A 15,508-nucleotide genomic window follows, 5' to 3' on the forward strand; every position below is an offset into this window, starting at 1 on the left:
ACAAGGTTGATAGGTCAGGAGTGGAAGTGCAGTAATGTATGGAGCGGACTGATACTAATAGGCCGAGGGCTTGACCTTAAATGTTAGGTAACCTCGAAAGATAGCTTGCAAGTAGGATTGTTCAGTTTTGAGGGTGTAAATCTTCAAAAGTAGGTGTTAATGGTGACGAGGGTACACCTGTTCCCATTCCGAACACAGTAGTTAAGCTCGTTTACGGTGACAATACTTGGCTGGCGACGGCCTGGGAAGATAACTCAACGCCTACATCTAAGCAGCAACGAAAGTTGCTGCTTTTTCTATACTACTGAGAGGAAAAGCGCCGATGTATCAGTATATTTTATTTGATTTGGATGGCACACTTACCGATTCACGCGAGGGCATTACTAAATCGGTGCAGTATGCGCTGGATAAAATGGGCATCCACGAGCCGGAGCTCAAGCCTCTGGAGCGCTTTATCGGTCCGCCACTGTACGACGAATTCCGCCGCAGCTACGGCTTCGATGACGCCGAGGCAAAGCAGGCAATTGAGTTCTACCGTGAGCGATTCGGCGTGATCGGTTGGAAGGAGAACATGCTCTACAACGGGATTCCGGAGCTGCTGAAGGCATTGACGGACGCCGGAAAGACCCTGTCTACTGCATCGTCCAAACCGGCGTTTTTCATTGATAAAATCGTCAAATACTTTGATATTGCGCAGTATTTCACCGTGGTTTCCGGTGCAACGCTGGATGGCACAATCGGCACAAAGGCACAGGTCACACAGCAGGCGCTCGACCGTTTGCAGGTGCAGGATCTGTCACAGGCTGTACTGGTCGGTGACCGCCTGCACGATGTGGAAGGTGCAAAGCAATGCGGTATTGACTGCATCGGCGTGACGTTCGGCTTTGGCGGCCGAGAGGAGCTGGAGGACGCAGGCGCGAAGCATGTAGTCGACCGCGCGGAGGAACTGCTGCCGCTGCTGCTCTGAATTTCCATAAAAAGCTGTCTTTCGAGACAGCTTTTTTGCGTTTTCGAGCAGAGAAAACCGCGCAAAAATCTGCAAATTATGCAGGTTTTCTCTCCTATTATGGGGCACATTGTGCTATAATATAAACTGAATAAAAGTACATTGAAAGGAGTTCTCTCCGTGGCAGATATTACCGTACAAAACCTGACCAAATATTATGGTGACCGCCTGATCCTGAAGGACATTTCCTTCGACATTCAGCCGGGCGAAAAGGTTGCTATTTTAGGCGCAAACGGCGCCGGAAAGACCACTTTACTCAATATTTTGACCGGCAGACTGTCGTATGACGGCGGACACGTTGCGTTCGGACAGGGACGAACCGCAGGTGTCATTGATCAGATGCCGGATTTTCCGCCGGAATCGACCGTGGAGGATATTCTCCGTCTGGCGTTCAAGGAGTCCGACGAAGTTGCGGCAGCAATGGACGCGCTGACCGATGAAATGACGCGCAAGCCGGATGACGCATCGCTGCTCAAGCGTTACGCGCAGCTGGAAACGCGGCTGGAAATCCTCGGCGGCTACAACCGAGATTACGAGATCAATCGTGTGTGCAACGGTCTTGAAATCGCGCAGGAAATGCGCTCGCAGAAGTTTGACTTGCTCTCCGGCGGCGAAAAAACGCGCATCAACCTCGCCCGCATCATTCTCGAACAGACCGACGTGCTGCTGCTCGATGAGCCGACCAACCACCTCGACATGGACGCTGTGGACTGGCTGGGCAATTATTTGGAGAATTACCGCGGCACCGTGCTCATTATCTCGCATGACCGCTGGTTTATCGACCAGTGCTGCGACCGCGTGATTGAAATCCACGATTGCACCTGCGATTTCTACAACGGCAATTACTCGTACTATGCGGTCGAGCGTGAGCGTCGCCGTGAGGAGCAGCTCAAGCACCACGAGCACGAGCTGGCGGAGAAAAAGCGTCTGGAGGCGACTGCGCGTTCCATGCACGAGCACGGCACCGAGCATCTGGCAAAGCGTGCCGCGTCCATCGAGAAGCGCATTGCGCGTATGAAGGTCACTGACCGGCCCAAGACCGACAAAAAGATGACCGTCACGTTTGGTGACCCGAACTACGAGACTGAGGAAGTGCTCAAGGTTCGTGATATTACAAAGAGTTATGACGGACGAGAAATATTACACAATGTATCGTTCAACATCCGCAACCGCGAGCGTGTCGCGCTGCTTGGCGCAAACGGCGCCGGAAAGACCACCATGCTGAAAATCCTGCTCGGCGAGGAAGTGCCGGATGGCGGCGTCATCCGCAAGGGCGTTGGACTCAAGCCGGCGTACCTGCCGCAGCAGGTGTATTTTGCCAATCCGCACCGCAACCTCATCGACACGCTCATCTACGACAAGAACGTATCCATGCAGGTGGCGCGAAACCGGCTCGGTTCGTTCCAGTTTACCGGTGAAACCCAGCTGAAAACCGTGGATATGCTGTCCGGCGGTGAGAAAAGCCGTTTGCGCCTGTGTGAACTGATGTACGATCCGCTCAATCTGCTCATCCTCGACGAGCCGACCAACCACCTTGACCTTGCATCTCGCGAGTGGATTGAGGAGGCGGTTGAGGCATTCGACGGCACGCTGCTGTTTGTTTCGCATGACCGCTACTTCGTCGAGCGCTTTGCAACCCGCGTGCTCTACCTCGAAAACGGTTACCTGACCGACTTTATCGGCTCGTACAGTGTGTTCCTCGACTGGCGCGCCAAGGGCGGCGGCGCACTGCCGGAAGCGGCGCCCGCACCGGCGCCCAAAAAGAAAAAGGCCGCCGTCCCGACACTGGACGACGGACCCAAGCCGCCCGAAAAACCTAAGCGCACCGGCGGCACAAAGAATCTGCAAAAGCTGCTGAACACGCTTGAGCGCGAGATTTCACAGCTGGAAACGCAGTCGTCCGACCTCGAACAGCAGATGGTGGACGCGGCATCGGATTCCGGCAAGCTGCTCGAGCTGATGACCGAAAAAGAAGCCTGTGACGAAAAACTCGCCGCAAAAATGGACGAATGGGAAGCCGTTGCGGCCGAGCTGGAGGAACTGCAATGAAAGAAAAAAGGGTATGGATAGGGCTTGCGGTGCTGTTCGCTGTCATTGGCGTGCCGCAGCTGTTCTGGAAGCCGTCGCGGTTCGGCGGTATTTTCCTGCTGGCGCTTGCCATCGGCTGTACGGGGGAATGGCTGATGCTTTGCGGACGCGAAAAGCATAAGGCGTGTCGCCTTTTGTCGCGCGTGGGACGCGTACTGTTTGCATTGTTTGTGCTGTCGTTTGCGGCGGTGCAGATGTTTGTGATCGGCATAGCATTCGACGAGGATGACCCGTCAGCTGCGCCGCAGGCGGATTACTATCTGGTACTGGGTGCGCTCGTCAATCCGAACGGACAGCCGTCGGCGGCTCTGGCGGCACGATGCGATACGGCGATCGCGGTGCTGAACGTCAATCCGGGCAGTCAGGCCATCCTGTGCGGCGGTCAGGGCGGCGATGAGCCGTGCACCGAAGCTGCCGCCATGCAGGATTACATGGTCGCGCACGGCGCAGACGCAGAACGGCTGATCCTGGAGGACAAGTCGAGCACGACCATCCAGAATATCGCCAACGCAAAAAAGCTGTTGCCCGAGGGCGCAGCGGTTGCCGTAATTACAAATGATTATCATCTTGCCCGTGCACGCCGCCTGCTGGCGCATGCCGGTCTGGGCGACGCAGGCGTTCCCGCGAAAACGCCGTATCCGGGGCAGTGGATGGCGGTAAGGTGCCGCGAATACTGCTCCATCATGGGCTTGATATTCACCGGACGCTGGTAAACGCAATTTTGATGAATTTTCCGTGCTTCACACGATTTGGAGATAGAATATGTTTGAAAAACTGAAAGTCTTAGCGGCGCGGCTGGACGAGCTGGAAATGCGGCTTTCCGCGCCGGATTTATACGACGACCCCGACCGGGCGGCCAAGCTGCTGCGCGAGCGCAACGAACTCGAGCCGATCGTCACGGCGTTCCGCGAATACGAGCAGGCACAGCGCACGCTTGCGGACGCGACCGAAATGCTGTCCGACCCGGACATGAAGGAGCTGGCGCAGGAGGAGCTGCAGCAGGCGAAAAGCGACATTGCCCGTATGGAGGACGAACTGAAAATCCTGCTGCTGCCCAAGGACCCGAACGACGAGAAGAATATCTACGTTGAGATTCGCGGCGGTGCAGGCGGCGAGGAAAGCGCGCTGTTTGCCGCTGACCTCTACCGCATGTATACGATGTACGCCGACAAGCGCGGCTGGCAGACCGAGGTCATGAACAAATCCGAGACCGAACTCGGCGGCTATAAGGAAATCGTGTTCCGCGTGGCAGGCGACAAGGTGTACTCGCGGCTCAAGTTCGAGAGCGGCGTACACCGCGTGCAGCGTGTGCCCGAGACCGAAAGTCAGGGCCGCGTTCACACCTCGACAACCACCGTGGCTGTCCTTCCCGAAGCGGAAGAACTCGACTTCTACATCGACCCGAAGGATTTACGCATCGACACGTTCCGCGCATCCGGTGCGGGCGGTCAGCACATCAATAAGACCTCATCGGCTATCCGTGTCACCCATATTCCGACAAATACGGTCGTAGAGTGCCAGGATGAGCGCAGCCAGCACAAAAACAAGGACAAGGCGCTGTCCGTTCTGCGTTCGCGGCTGTACGAGGCCGAGGTGGAAAAGCAGCGTGCGGCCATCGCCGCCGACCGAAAAAGCCAGGTCGGCACCGGCGACCGTTCGGAGCGCATCCGCACCTACAATTTCCCGGAGAATCGCGTGTCCGATCACCGCATCAAGCTGACCATCTACAAGCTGGATCAGTTCCTGAACGGCGATATGGACGAGATTTTAGACGCACTCATCGCGGCTGACACAGCGGAAAAGCTGAAAGAGCAGAGCGAAATGTAGCCTTAGAACTGGATTTCGTCATCCTCATTGTCCCAATCGTCCCACTTGTCCTCGGTCTGGCTCTCCAACTCAGCATTCAGATCGGACATATCGCCGAACTCTACGCGGCATATAATTTTCGTGCAGGTGGTGAACAGCACGCGGACGTAAAACCGCTTGGGCACGCGCTCGTAAATGCGCGATGCGCTTTCCGTGCCGCCGGCCTTGGTCTGCGGGCTGTTGGCAATGTAGCCGACCTTGCCGATGTACGGCAGAAACGCGCGGATGGCATCACTGTCATACGGGTTGCTCGGCTCCTTGATGCATCGGATAAGATTGCCGATCTTGAACGGTTCGAGGCCGTAATAGTGATTAAAGCCTGTTATCGTGACGAAAATGTTCTTGTTCTTTGCCATGCGAAGCACTCCTTTCTTTTATAATTGGAGTATAGCATGGTGAATGTACGATAAACCTCTCTTTGGTGGGAAACAAGGGTCACAGACCCTTATAATAAAAGGAGGATTTTCATGTTAAGAAGTGGTGTAATTTTACTTGTTCTGGGCATCGCCGTATTTCTTGCGGCGAGTGTGCAGCTGTTTCGCGGCGGGACGAAGAAAGTCCACTGGTGTATTTCGTGCGTGCTGGCAATCCTGCTCGTGGGGAGCGGGATTTGGAACGCAAACCGTTATTTTGACCTCGGTATCGGCGTGCCAAAGACGTTTTCTGCGGAAAACTGGGCGAAAACCGCACCGAGCCAGCGGCATTTCATGGTCAGCGACCTGCAGGACAGCATCGAACTTGTCGGCATGAGCGCAGACGAGGTGCGTGAGCTGCTCGGCACGCCGGACTATACAGACACCGATACCTGCCTTTCGTACCTCATTGCACAGCCGTTTGATGAGGTAACGCTCGACCTGACGCTGGAAAACGGCATCGTCACCAAAGTGGAAGAAAAAGACCATTGATATCATAAATGGAAGTGTAAACTGATGAAAACAACTCTTTTGACACCGGAAACCGACGAAAACGCGGTAAAAACCGCCGCAGAACTGATTCGAGCGGGCGAGGTCGTCGGCATGCGACCGAAACCGTATACGGCCTTGCGGCGAATGCGCTGAACGGCGAGGCGGTAAAGAAAATTTTCCTTGCGAAAGGCCGTCCGCAGGATAACCCGCTGATCGTCCACATCGCGGATTTCGAGCAGATTTACGACCTGTGTCCGGCGGTTCCGCCGCAGGCAAAGCAGCTTGCCGAGGCGTTCTGGCCGGGTCCGCTGACCATGATCGTGCCCAAGGGCGACTGCATTCCGGACGAGGTTTCGTGCGGACTGGACACCGTGGGCATCCGCCTGCCGTCGCACCCGATGGCGCGTGCGCTGATTCGGGAGAGCGGCGTACCGCTGGCGGCTCCGTCCGCGAATACGTCCGGCAGACCGTCCACGACCACGGCGGCGCACGTCATGCATGATATGGACGGCAAGATTGCGGCTGTATTGGACGGCGGCGCGTGCGGCGTCGGCGTGGAGAGCACGGTAATCACACTCGCGCTCGAGCGTCCGCGTCTGCTGCGTCCGGGCGGCATCACGCTCGAACAGCTGCGCTCGGTGCTCGGCGAGGTGGATGTTGACCGCGCGCTGTACGAGAAGATCGGGGATGACGTGAAGGTGTCGGCGCCCGGCATGAAATACCGGCATTATGCGCCGAAAGCGCCCGTAACGGTCGTGCGCGGCGATCCGCAGGACACGGCAAAGTACATTGCAGCGCATATCGGGGACTCCACCGGCGTACTGTGCTTTGATGAGTACAAGAATATGTTCCCGAACTGCATCGTGGAGTGCTTCGGCTCGAGGGACGATCTCGGTGCACAGGCGCGCGAGGTATTCGACCGCCTGCGGGCGTCGATGATACCAGCGTAACGCAGATTTGGGCGCAGTGCCCCTCAGATGAAGGTCTCGGTCTTGCAGTGGCGAACCGTATCAAGAAAGCGGCGGGGTTTTCGGTGGTGGAGGTTTAACATGGCTATTCCGAAATATGATGAAATGTATGCGGATTTTTTGCGTGTATTAGCAGATAATCGAATACATAGCCTATCTGATATACAGGATGCGATTGCTAAAAAACGTCATCTGACAGAGGATGAATTGGCGGAGAGGGCACCTAACAAACCGGGAACTGTGTTCAGCAATAGAGTAGCTTGGACAAAGGCATATCTGATGAAAGCAGAGTTGATTTGTTCTGCGAAGCGTGGTTATTGCCGAATCACAACAGATGGGCAAAAACTCCTTTCCAAACGCTTGAAAAAGATAGATAATACGGTTTTAGCCGCTATAAAGGATTTACAGAATATCTGAATTCTGAAAAAGTTCAAGATGAAAATGTTGAATTACGTTGTGAAAGTCCCCAAAGCGACGTACAACCTTTGATAGATGAAGCACCGGATGAACTGATTACAAAAGCAGTTGATACACTAAACAAATCGCTGGCTGATGAATTGCTTCAAGAGATTATGGAACAAACGCCGGCATTTTTTGAATGGTTGGTGCCATACTTGTTGGGTAAAATGGGATATGCGTTTCAGAACGAGATCTCAGCAAAATAAGCCATCAATCGCGTGATGGTGGCATAGATGGCGTGATTCGGCAAGATAAATTGGGCTTTAGTAAAATCTATATTCAAGCGAAAAGATGGGACCCGCAAGTGGTAGTAGGCCGCCCGGAACTGCAAAAATTTTATGGTGCCTTACCGAGCGGGACTGCACACGGATTGTTTATCACAACAGCACGGTTTTCGGATGATGCGAAAAAATATGCTGAAAATAGAGGAAACATTGTTTTGGTGGATGGGATACGCTTGGTCAATCTGATGATTGAACATAATGTTGGCGTTTCGGTTGAGACACAATATGTGATAAAAAAGATAGATTCGGACTTCTTTAAGGGAGAATAATCAGGAAGTGAAACTAATGAAAATCATCGGCTTGACCGGCGGCAGCGGCACCGGCAAAGGCACGGTTGCCGCGCGTATGCGCGCTCTCGGGGCAGGCTGGGTGGACGCGGATGCCGTCTACCGCACGCTCTGCGCGGAGAACCGCGAAATGCTGTCCGCGCTCGATACCGCCTTCGGCGGCGTAACCGACGCGAACGGCGTACTTGACCGTCCGAAACTCGCGAAAATCGTGTTTTCCGACCTTGCAAAGCTGCAGCAGCTCAACGAAATCACCACACCGTATATTCGCACGGCTTCGCTCGAGGCCATCCGCGCGCAGAGCGCGTGTCCAATCGTGCTGTACGATGCGCCGACCCTGTTTGAAGCCGGTGCGGATGACTTCTGCGACAAAATCATCGCTGTGCTCGCGCCGCACGACACGCGCGTTGCCCGTATCATCGAGCGGGACGGTCTGTCCGATGAAGCCGCACGCGCCCGCATCGATGCGCAGCCGAACGACGCGTTTTACCGCGAAAAATGCGATTTTATCATCGAAAACAACGGCGATCTCGATGCACTCTATCGGGACACCGATGCTTTATACAGTCAACTCATTAAGTGATTCGGATTAAAAAAGGAGAATGCAACATGACTTCCGAACAGCTTTTTTACGACAAAAAGACCGGCTTTGACCGTCTGACCGACGAGGACAAGCAGGGCATTCAGACCTACGCCGAGGGTTACAAAAAATTCCTCGACGAGAGCAAAACCGAGCGTGACGCTGTGCTGGAAATCGCCCGCATGGCTGAGAGCAAGGGCTTCCGTGCCTGGACGCGTGACGACACGCTTCGTCCGGGCGACAAGATCTACCGCATCAACCGCCACAAGGGCATCATGCTGGCTGTTATTGGTGAAAAGAGCCTCGCCGAGGGTGTGCGCCTGACCGCCGCGCACCTCGATGCACCGCGCGTTGACATCCGCACCGTGCCGCTGTACGAGGACAACGGCATGGCGTTCTTCAAGACCCACTACTACGGCGGCATCAAGAAGTACCAGTGGACGGCCATTCCGCTCGAGCTGCGCGGCGTTGTCTGCGTGTGCGAGAACGGCGAGGTCAAGCGCGTGCAGGTGCGCGTAGGCGACAAGCCGACCGACCCGAAGTTCGTTATCACCGACCTGCTCCCGCACCTTGCAACCGAGCAGATGACCCGCAAGGCGACTGAGGTCATCAAGGGCGAGGGTCTGAACATCCTCATCGGCTCGGTTCCGAGCGAAACCGTGGACGAAAAGTGCAGCGAGAAGATCAAACTCGCCATCATGGAGCACCTCAACCGCGAGTACGGCATGACCGAAGCGGATTTCCTGTCTGCAGAGCTGTGCTGCGTTCCGGCGTTTGACGCCTGCGACATCGGCTTTGACCGCTCGTTTGTCGGCGCGTACGGCCACGACGACCGCGTTTGCTCCTACCCGGCGGCAACCTCTCTGTTCGACCTGACCGAGACTCCGGCACATACCGGCGTCTGCCTGCTGGTGGACAAGGAGGAGATCGGCTCGGACGGCGTAACCGGCATGCAGTCCCGCGCGTTCGACACCTTTATGGCCGACCTCTGCCGCGCCCAGGACGTGCTGCTCGACGAGTGCTTTGAGAACTCGGTCTGCCTGTCTGCCGACGTTTGCAACGCCTTTGACCCCAACTATCCGGAGGTCTCCGAGAAGCGCAACGATGCGCGCGCAAACTGCGGCTTCGCGCTCGTCAAGTACACGGGCGCACGCGGCAAGTCCGGCACCTCGGATGCAACCGCTGAGCTGATGGCGCGCATCCGCTGCATCTTTGACAAGGCGGGCGTTATCTGGCAGACCGGTCAGCTTGGCAAGGTTGATCAGGGCGGCGGCGGCACGGTTGCCATGTACCTCGCAAACCGCAACATTGACACCGTAGACGCAGGCGTTCCGGTGCTCTCCATGCACGCACCGTTCGAGTGCATTGCCAAGCTGGATCTGTATATGGCATACAAGGGCTTTGGTGCGTTCTACCGCGATTAAACGAGATAAAACGGAGGTTTTACCATGCTGTTGATTCAAAACGGACGGGTTCTCGACCCGTATACGCAGATGGATGCGCTGTGTGATGTGCTGATCGGTGACGACGGCGTTATCGCGCAGGTGGCAGAGCACATCGACGCGCCCGCGGGCTGCACGGTGTATGACGCGAGCGGGCTGACGGTATCTCCCGGCTTTGTGGACGGCCATGTGCACTTCCGCGATCCGGGTCAGACCCAGAAAGAGGACGTGCTGACCGGTGCAGCGGCGGCAGCCGCGGGCGGCTATGCCACGGTAATCTGCATGGCGAACACCGTGCCGACCTGTGACACACCCGAGATCATCCGCTACGTTACCGACAAGGCGAAGGACTGTCCGGTGCAGGTTTTGCAGGCAGGCTCGGTCACCAAGGGCCTGAAAGGGCAGGAGCTGACCGACTTTGACGCACTGCTCGAAGCGGGCGCGCCGTGCCTGACCGATGACGGCATCAATCTGACGAGTGCGGCGCTGTGCCGCACCGCCATGGCGGAAGCCGCCAAGCGCGGCACGCTGCTCTCCTTCCACGAGGAGGAGCCGTCGCTCGTGCCGTCCCCGGGTGTGAACTACGGCTCGGCGGCCGCCAAGCATTTCGGCGTACCGGGCGCAATGGCGAGCGCGGAATCTGCAATGATCGGCCGTGACATTGCGCTGGCGCTCGATACCGGCGCACGGGTGCTGTTCCAGCACGTTTCGTCCGCGCAGTCTGTCGCGCTCATTCGGGCGGGCAAGGCGATGGGCGCGAAGATTTACGCCGAGGTCACGCCGCATCATCTGTCGCTGACCGAGGATGATGTGCCGGCACACGGCACTTATGCGCGCATGAATCCGCCGCTCCGCAAGGAGGCTGACCGTCAGGCGCTGATTGCGGCTCTGGCGGACGGCACCATCGACATGGTGGCAACCGACCATGCGCCGCACACCGCGGAGGAGAAGGCCCGCGAGTTCGCAAAGGCGCCGTCCGGCATCACCGGCCTGGAAACCGCATTCTCGGTGTGCAATACTTACCTCGTTCAGACCGGCAAGCTCACGCCGATGCAGCTTGTTGACCGCATGAGCAAGGCTCCTGCCGAGATTTACGGTCTGACCGACCGTGCTGTGCAGGCAGGCAATTTCGCCCGTCTGGTGCTGCTGGACTGGGATACCGAGAAGGTATACGAAACGTATAAATCCAAGGGAATCAACACGCCGTATACCGGTAAAAAACTCACCGGTTCGCCGAAGGCGATCGTTACCGGCACGAAAGTTACCGAATAAAGCCTGAAAAGGGACCCGAGAGGGTCCCTCGAGGCTGTCAAAAAACTATCGTTTTTCGAACAGCCTTTCGCTCGAAACCACGCTTTCGAGCGAATACTGAAGAAAAACCGCGCCCTGCGGGCACATTTTTTCTTCCCTTGTATAAATTCCGAGATACATGCTCCCGGAATTTATGAATTTGCTTCGCAAATTCTATTTTATGCGTGCTACCGCACGAAACGTAAAAATTAAAATAATACTTTTTTGACAGACTGAAGGGACCCGAGAGGGTCCCTCTTTGACATTCTGCGCGGAAGCAAAAAACTTGCGAAAAAATTTTGCAAAACCTATTGACAAATAAGCTGTATCCGCGCTATAATATACAAGCTGATTGCGATAAACCATCCAAACAGCGTGTGCCAGCATTTTATATTCCTCAATAGCTCAGTTGGTAGAGCATGCGGCTGTTAACCGCAGGGTCGTTGGTTCGAGTCCAACTTGAGGAGCCACTTTATAGGGGTATAGCTCAGCTGGTAGAGCATCGGTCTCCAAAACCGAGTGCCGTGGGTTCGATCCCTACTGCCCCTGCCAATGCTGCTATAGCTCAGTCGGTAGAGTGCATCCTTGGTAAGGATGAGGTCACCAGTTCAAATCTGGTTAGCAGCTCCATGAAGAACCGCTTATAAGCGGTTCTTTTTTTATGAAAAAATCCGCAAATGAGGGAGAAAAACAGATATGAAGCTGCGAAACTCTTTGTTTCTGCTGCTGACGGCCACGATTTGGGGTGTGGCGTTCGTGGCGCAGAGCGTCGGCATGCAGTATGTCGGACCGTTCACCTTTGTGTTCGCGCGCAACGTCATCGGCGGACTGGTCCTGCTGCCGGTCATCGCGGTGTTGGGCAAAAGCGGCGGCCCGCATCCGAAGCAAGCGCCCGAGGAGCACCGCAAAGCCCGCAAAACGCTCGTTATCGGCGGTATGTGCTGCGGCACGGCGCTGTGCGCGGGCAGCATCACCCAGCAGTTCGCGCTGCTGTATACGCCAGTCGGCAAGGCCGGATTCCTCACCGCGTGCTACATCCTGATCGTGCCGCTGCTCGGCCTGCTGTTCGGCCGCAGATGCGGTGTGAAGCATTGGTGCGGCGTTGCGCTGGCAATGGCCGGGCTGTACTTCCTGTGCATGACGGGCGGCAGCTTCGGCTTCGCGATGGGCGACCTCATCGGTCTGTCGTGTGCGCTGCTGTTCTCCATCCATATCACAGTCATCGACCATTTTTCGCCGCTGGTGGACGGCGTGAAGATGGCGTGCATCCAGTTCTGGGTCTGCGCATTCGTTGCGGGTGTCGGCATGCTGATTTTCGAGCATCCCACCTGGGCGAACATCCTCGCGGCATGGAAGCCCATCCTGTATGCCGGTGCGATGTCGTCCGGCGTGGGCTATACCCTGCAGATTGTCGGTCAGAAGGGCATGAACCCGGCGGTAGCATCGCTTATCATGAGTCTGGAGTCGGTTATCTCGGTTATCGCAGGCTGGCTTATTCTCGGTCAGGCGCTGTCCGGTCGAGAAATTTTCGGCTGTGTGCTGATGTTTGGCGCTATCGTGCTGGCACAGCTGCCGGAACGGAAAAAACAGAGCGTATAATGCAAAAGACAGACGGAGAGACGGTTATTTACCGTCTCTTTTTTGCGTTTTGTGCTCGCCAATCATCGTATAGAGCGCTTCTAGCGCATCCGAAAGCGTGCCGACCTCATCAATCAATCCGAGTGCGGCGGCCTGATTGCCGGAGATCACAGTACCGACATCGGCGGTCAGCTGACCGGTTTCGCGCATAAGCTGCTGCAGACGCTCGGCGGTGATATGTGAGTGCGAGGTGATGAAATCCACGATGCGCTCCTGAATTTTCGCCAGATACTCGAACGCCTGTGGCACAGCAATGATCGTGCCGTTCATCCGCACCGGATGAATGGTCATGGCGGCGGAAACGGCAATAAAGCTCTTTTTGGCGGCAACGGCCAGCGGTACGCCGATCGAATGCCCGCCGCCGAGCACGAGCGACACGGTCGGCTTTTTCATGCCCGCAATCAGCTCAGCGATGGCAAGTCCGGCTTCTACATCGCCGCCTACCGTGTTGAGCAGCATGAGCAGACCGTCGATCTCTTCCGCCTGTTCCACTGCCGCAATCTGCGGGATGAGGTGCTCGTACTTGGTGGTTTTGTTCTGTGCGGGCAGTTCCATGTGGCCCTCGATCTGGCCGACAATGGTGATGCAGTGTATTGTTCCGCGCGATGTTTTTGCCGTAATCGAGCCGGTTTCCGCGATGGCATTCTGCTCCGGCGCGGCAATGGACGGGGTTTCTTCGGACATAGATGATCCCTCCTGAAGTGGTGAATTTGCCCTAATCACAAGTTTTCCACAAGGTGCGGTGGATTATGCAGCGGTGGTTTTTCCACAGCCGATATTACAATGCGTAGTCGAAAAACCGAGATATACGGCGGCTTGCGAGGGTGTATACAAAAAGTTATCCACTTTATGCACAAGGTTATCCCCAGATACCCTGTGGAAAGTCCTGTGGATAAAGTGGATTACCAGTTTTTGTGACAGGTTTTTACAGCGGTATCCTGCGGAGCGGTCGCCGCTCTCTGATTTGCGCCAGACTATCTAACAAGGAAAAGGTAGGCGTTCAAAAAGGAAGGGCACTTATTTAATCCGCGCACGGCGCGGAAACAAGGTTTAGCAGCCTACGGGCAAACTGCAGGTGTCCCTTCCTTTTTGTCCCCGCCGCGGACATGGCAATTCCCTGCTGAATTTCAGCGAAAAACACCATGCCTGGACAGGGTGAACCGCCTGCACGGTTCAAGTGCCCCGGTTGCTCAGCGTAAAATAATGGACAGCTGCCGCTGTTCGACAAACACCACTTGCCGTTCCACTCCAAATTTGCTACAATAGAAATACATATATGTACAGCTCGGCTGTGCATATGCTGCAAAATGACAAAAATTATGGAGTTGATATCAATGAGCAATCCTATCGTTACAATTGAAATGGAAAATGGCGGCGTAATCCGCGCAGAGCTGTACCCGGAAGTTGCACCGAACACGGTTCGCAACTTTGTTTCTCTGGTGCAGAAGGGCTTTTATGACGGCACGATCTTCCATCGTGTTATCCCGGGCTTTATGATCCAGGGCGGCGACCCGGAAGGCACCGGCATGGGCGGCCCGGGTTATGAGATCCGCGGCGAGTTTACCGCAAACGGCTTCCAGAACGACCTGAACCACACCCGCGGTGTTCTGTCTATGGCGCGTACCGCTGCACCGGACTCCGCAGGCAGCCAGTTCTTCATCATGACCGAGGACGCACCGCATCTGGACGGTCAGTACGCTTCCTTCGGCATGGTTATCGACGGCATGGACATTGTTGACGCCATCGTCAACACCAAGCGCGACTGGCACGACCGTCCGCGCGAGGAGCAGAAGATGAAGTCCGTTACCGTGGATACGCAGGGCGTAGAGTACGAGGCTCCGGAGACCCTGTAACAGAGGGAGAGGATCGGTATTGTACTATACCAATAAGGAGACTTTTGTCCTGTCTGCGGACGGCTGCATGGATACCGAACGCGGCGGACTGGAATCCATTCTGGCCGGCAACGACGAGGGCGCAAAAGGCTGCTGTTTTTCGGTTGCCATGTCATCGGACGGTATTGCTGTGCTTTCGTCGGACGGCTGTGCTGCCGCGCCCGACGGCACGAGGCTGCCCGTCCGCGATTACAGCTACGCGGAGCTGCATCAGGCGGCGCCGCAGCTGACGCCGGTTAGTCAGGCGATCGAGCTGGCACGCACCTGTCAGGGCAAGATTGCCATCACCGTGCACGATCAGACCATGCTGCGGCAGCTGCGTATGACGCTGCGGTATGCGGATTGTCTGGATGACACGATCATCATCGGTCTGGGGCTGGTGGAAGCGGCTCGTGTTGCGTCTGCCAATCCGGATTTACATATCATGGGTGAGCTGCCCAATCTGCCGAGCGAGGTTGACGCGCTGGTCAATGCCGCGCAGACAACCGGCCTGTTCGGTCTGCGGGCCGAGCCGAAGGATTTGTCCGAGCGGCTGGTTTCGGCGTGCCGACAGGCGGGGCTGTTCACCATGAGCCGGTGCACGGACGATCCCAATACGCTTGCGGAACTCATCCGCAAAGGCGTAAACTTTATCGAAACACGCCGGCCGGACATCACGGCGGCGCTGCTGCCTGCCGGCGAGGCTGAACCGCACGGTATTCCGCTGAGATACTGATGAAATCCCGTAAAAGGACGCACATAGTGCGTCCTTTTCAGCTTGTCGAAAAAGTCAGATTTCTATTTTGTGCTTCGTGCGACAGCGC

Annotated in this window: 17 protein-coding genes, 3 tRNA genes, 1 rRNA gene and 1 pseudogene; 20 read left to right on the forward strand and 2 right to left on the reverse strand. The window is 56.1% G+C overall.

What is annotated here, in order from left to right; all coding sequences use genetic code 11:
- Window positions 1-149: 149 nt before the first annotated feature.
- The 5 genes from rrf to prfA all read left to right on the forward strand — a co-directional run bounded on the left by rrf (window position 150) and on the right by prfA (window position 4,921).
- Window positions 150-266: ribosomal RNA gene (rrf, locus tag DXB00_RS06895) — 5S ribosomal RNA — on the forward strand.
- Window positions 267-322: 56 nt separating this feature from the next.
- Window positions 323-967 (forward strand): HAD family hydrolase, encoded by a 645-nt coding sequence (locus DXB00_RS06900; protein WP_118729993.1) that lies wholly within the window; start codon window positions 323-325, stop codon window positions 965-967.
- A gap of 159 nt (window positions 968-1,126) precedes the next feature.
- Complete coding sequence (locus DXB00_RS06905) at window positions 1,127-3,055, forward strand: ABC-F family ATP-binding cassette domain-containing protein (RefSeq protein WP_118729992.1); 1,929 nt, start codon at window positions 1,127-1,129, stop codon at window positions 3,053-3,055.
- Window positions 3,052-3,807, forward strand: coding sequence for a YdcF family protein (locus DXB00_RS06910; protein ID WP_158578356.1), 756 nt, complete (start codon window positions 3,052-3,054; stop codon window positions 3,805-3,807). The genes DXB00_RS06905 and DXB00_RS06910 overlap by 4 nt, the downstream gene beginning before the upstream one ends.
- A gap of 49 nt (window positions 3,808-3,856) precedes the next feature.
- Window positions 3,857-4,921, forward strand: a complete 1,065-nt coding sequence (gene prfA / locus DXB00_RS06915) for a peptide chain release factor 1 (RefSeq protein ID WP_118729990.1) — start codon at window positions 3,857-3,859, stop codon at window positions 4,919-4,921.
- A 2-nt stretch (window positions 4,922-4,923) separates the two neighbouring features.
- Here prfA and DXB00_RS06920 read toward each other — a convergent pair whose 3' ends face one another.
- Window positions 4,924-5,316, reverse strand: coding sequence for an HIRAN domain-containing protein (locus tag DXB00_RS06920; RefSeq protein ID WP_188886712.1), 393 nt, complete (start codon window positions 5,314-5,316; stop codon window positions 4,924-4,926).
- 111 nt (window positions 5,317-5,427) lie between these two features.
- Here DXB00_RS06920 and DXB00_RS06925 point away from each other — a divergent pair, with 111 nt between their 5' ends.
- From DXB00_RS06925 to DXB00_RS06980, 13 genes and pseudogenes are all read left to right on the forward strand, one after another.
- On the forward strand, window positions 5,428-5,865 hold the full coding sequence (locus DXB00_RS06925) for a hypothetical protein (protein WP_117492616.1): 438 nt from the start codon (window positions 5,428-5,430) through the stop codon (window positions 5,863-5,865).
- A gap of 24 nt (window positions 5,866-5,889) precedes the next feature.
- A complete protein-coding gene (locus DXB00_RS17930; RefSeq protein ID WP_330427920.1) occupies window positions 5,890-6,018 on the forward strand; it encodes a hypothetical protein in 129 nt (42 codons plus the stop codon).
- A gap of 20 nt (window positions 6,019-6,038) precedes the next feature.
- A pseudogene (locus DXB00_RS06930) lies at window positions 6,039-6,913 on the forward strand (L-threonylcarbamoyladenylate synthase).
- Window position 6,914: 1 nt separating this feature from the next.
- Entirely contained in the window at window positions 6,915-7,250 is a 336-nt protein-coding gene (locus DXB00_RS06935) for a winged helix-turn-helix domain-containing protein (RefSeq protein ID WP_158581269.1), read from the forward strand.
- Between the two features lie 68 nt (window positions 7,251-7,318).
- On the forward strand, window positions 7,319-7,498 hold the full coding sequence (locus DXB00_RS06940; protein ID WP_119214689.1) for a hypothetical protein: 180 nt from the start codon (window positions 7,319-7,321) through the stop codon (window positions 7,496-7,498).
- A complete protein-coding gene (locus tag DXB00_RS06945) occupies window positions 7,495-7,845 on the forward strand; it encodes a restriction endonuclease (protein ID WP_305143091.1) in 351 nt (116 codons plus the stop codon). Before DXB00_RS06940 ends, DXB00_RS06945 begins: the two co-directional genes overlap by 4 nt.
- A 16-nt stretch (window positions 7,846-7,861) precedes the next feature.
- A complete protein-coding gene (gene coaE / locus DXB00_RS06950; protein ID WP_118729987.1) occupies window positions 7,862-8,446 on the forward strand; it encodes a dephospho-CoA kinase in 585 nt (194 codons plus the stop codon).
- A gap of 26 nt (window positions 8,447-8,472) precedes the next feature.
- Window positions 8,473-9,867 (forward strand): aminopeptidase, encoded by a 1,395-nt coding sequence (locus DXB00_RS06955; RefSeq protein ID WP_118729986.1) that lies wholly within the window; start codon window positions 8,473-8,475, stop codon window positions 9,865-9,867.
- Window positions 9,868-9,891: 24 nt separating this feature from the next.
- Complete coding sequence (locus DXB00_RS06960; protein WP_118729985.1) at window positions 9,892-11,157, forward strand: dihydroorotase; 1,266 nt, start codon at window positions 9,892-9,894, stop codon at window positions 11,155-11,157.
- Between the two features lie 412 nt (window positions 11,158-11,569).
- Window positions 11,570-11,645: transfer RNA gene (locus DXB00_RS06965), tRNA-Asn, on the forward strand.
- 6 nt (window positions 11,646-11,651) lie between these two features.
- Window positions 11,652-11,727: transfer RNA gene (locus DXB00_RS06970), tRNA-Trp, on the forward strand.
- Between the two features lie 2 nt (window positions 11,728-11,729).
- Window positions 11,730-11,805: transfer RNA gene (locus DXB00_RS06975), tRNA-Thr, on the forward strand.
- A 66-nt stretch (window positions 11,806-11,871) separates the two neighbouring features.
- Window positions 11,872-12,774: a DMT family transporter gene (locus DXB00_RS06980; RefSeq protein ID WP_119214691.1), complete on the forward strand. Its 903-nt coding sequence runs from the start codon at window positions 11,872-11,874 to the stop codon at window positions 12,772-12,774.
- 24 nt (window positions 12,775-12,798) lie between these two features.
- Here DXB00_RS06980 and DXB00_RS06985 read toward each other — a convergent pair whose 3' ends face one another.
- Window positions 12,799-13,497, reverse strand: a complete 699-nt coding sequence (locus DXB00_RS06985; RefSeq protein WP_119214692.1) for a ClpP family protease — start codon at window positions 13,495-13,497, stop codon at window positions 12,799-12,801.
- 650 nt (window positions 13,498-14,147) lie between these two features.
- Here DXB00_RS06985 and DXB00_RS06990 point away from each other — a divergent pair.
- Together DXB00_RS06990 and DXB00_RS06995 are read left to right on the forward strand one after the other, a co-directional pair.
- Window positions 14,148-14,666, forward strand: coding sequence for a peptidylprolyl isomerase (locus DXB00_RS06990; RefSeq protein ID WP_110435791.1), 519 nt, complete (start codon window positions 14,148-14,150; stop codon window positions 14,664-14,666).
- A gap of 19 nt (window positions 14,667-14,685) precedes the next feature.
- Window positions 14,686-15,420 (forward strand): hypothetical protein, encoded by a 735-nt coding sequence (locus tag DXB00_RS06995; protein WP_119214693.1) that lies wholly within the window; start codon window positions 14,686-14,688, stop codon window positions 15,418-15,420.
- Window positions 15,421-15,508 lie beyond the last annotated feature (88 nt).

The organism is Butyricicoccus sp. OF10-2 (assembly GCF_003481925.1).
In the GTDB taxonomy this organism is placed as follows: domain Bacteria; phylum Bacillota; class Clostridia; order Oscillospirales; family Butyricicoccaceae; genus Agathobaculum; species Agathobaculum butyriciproducens.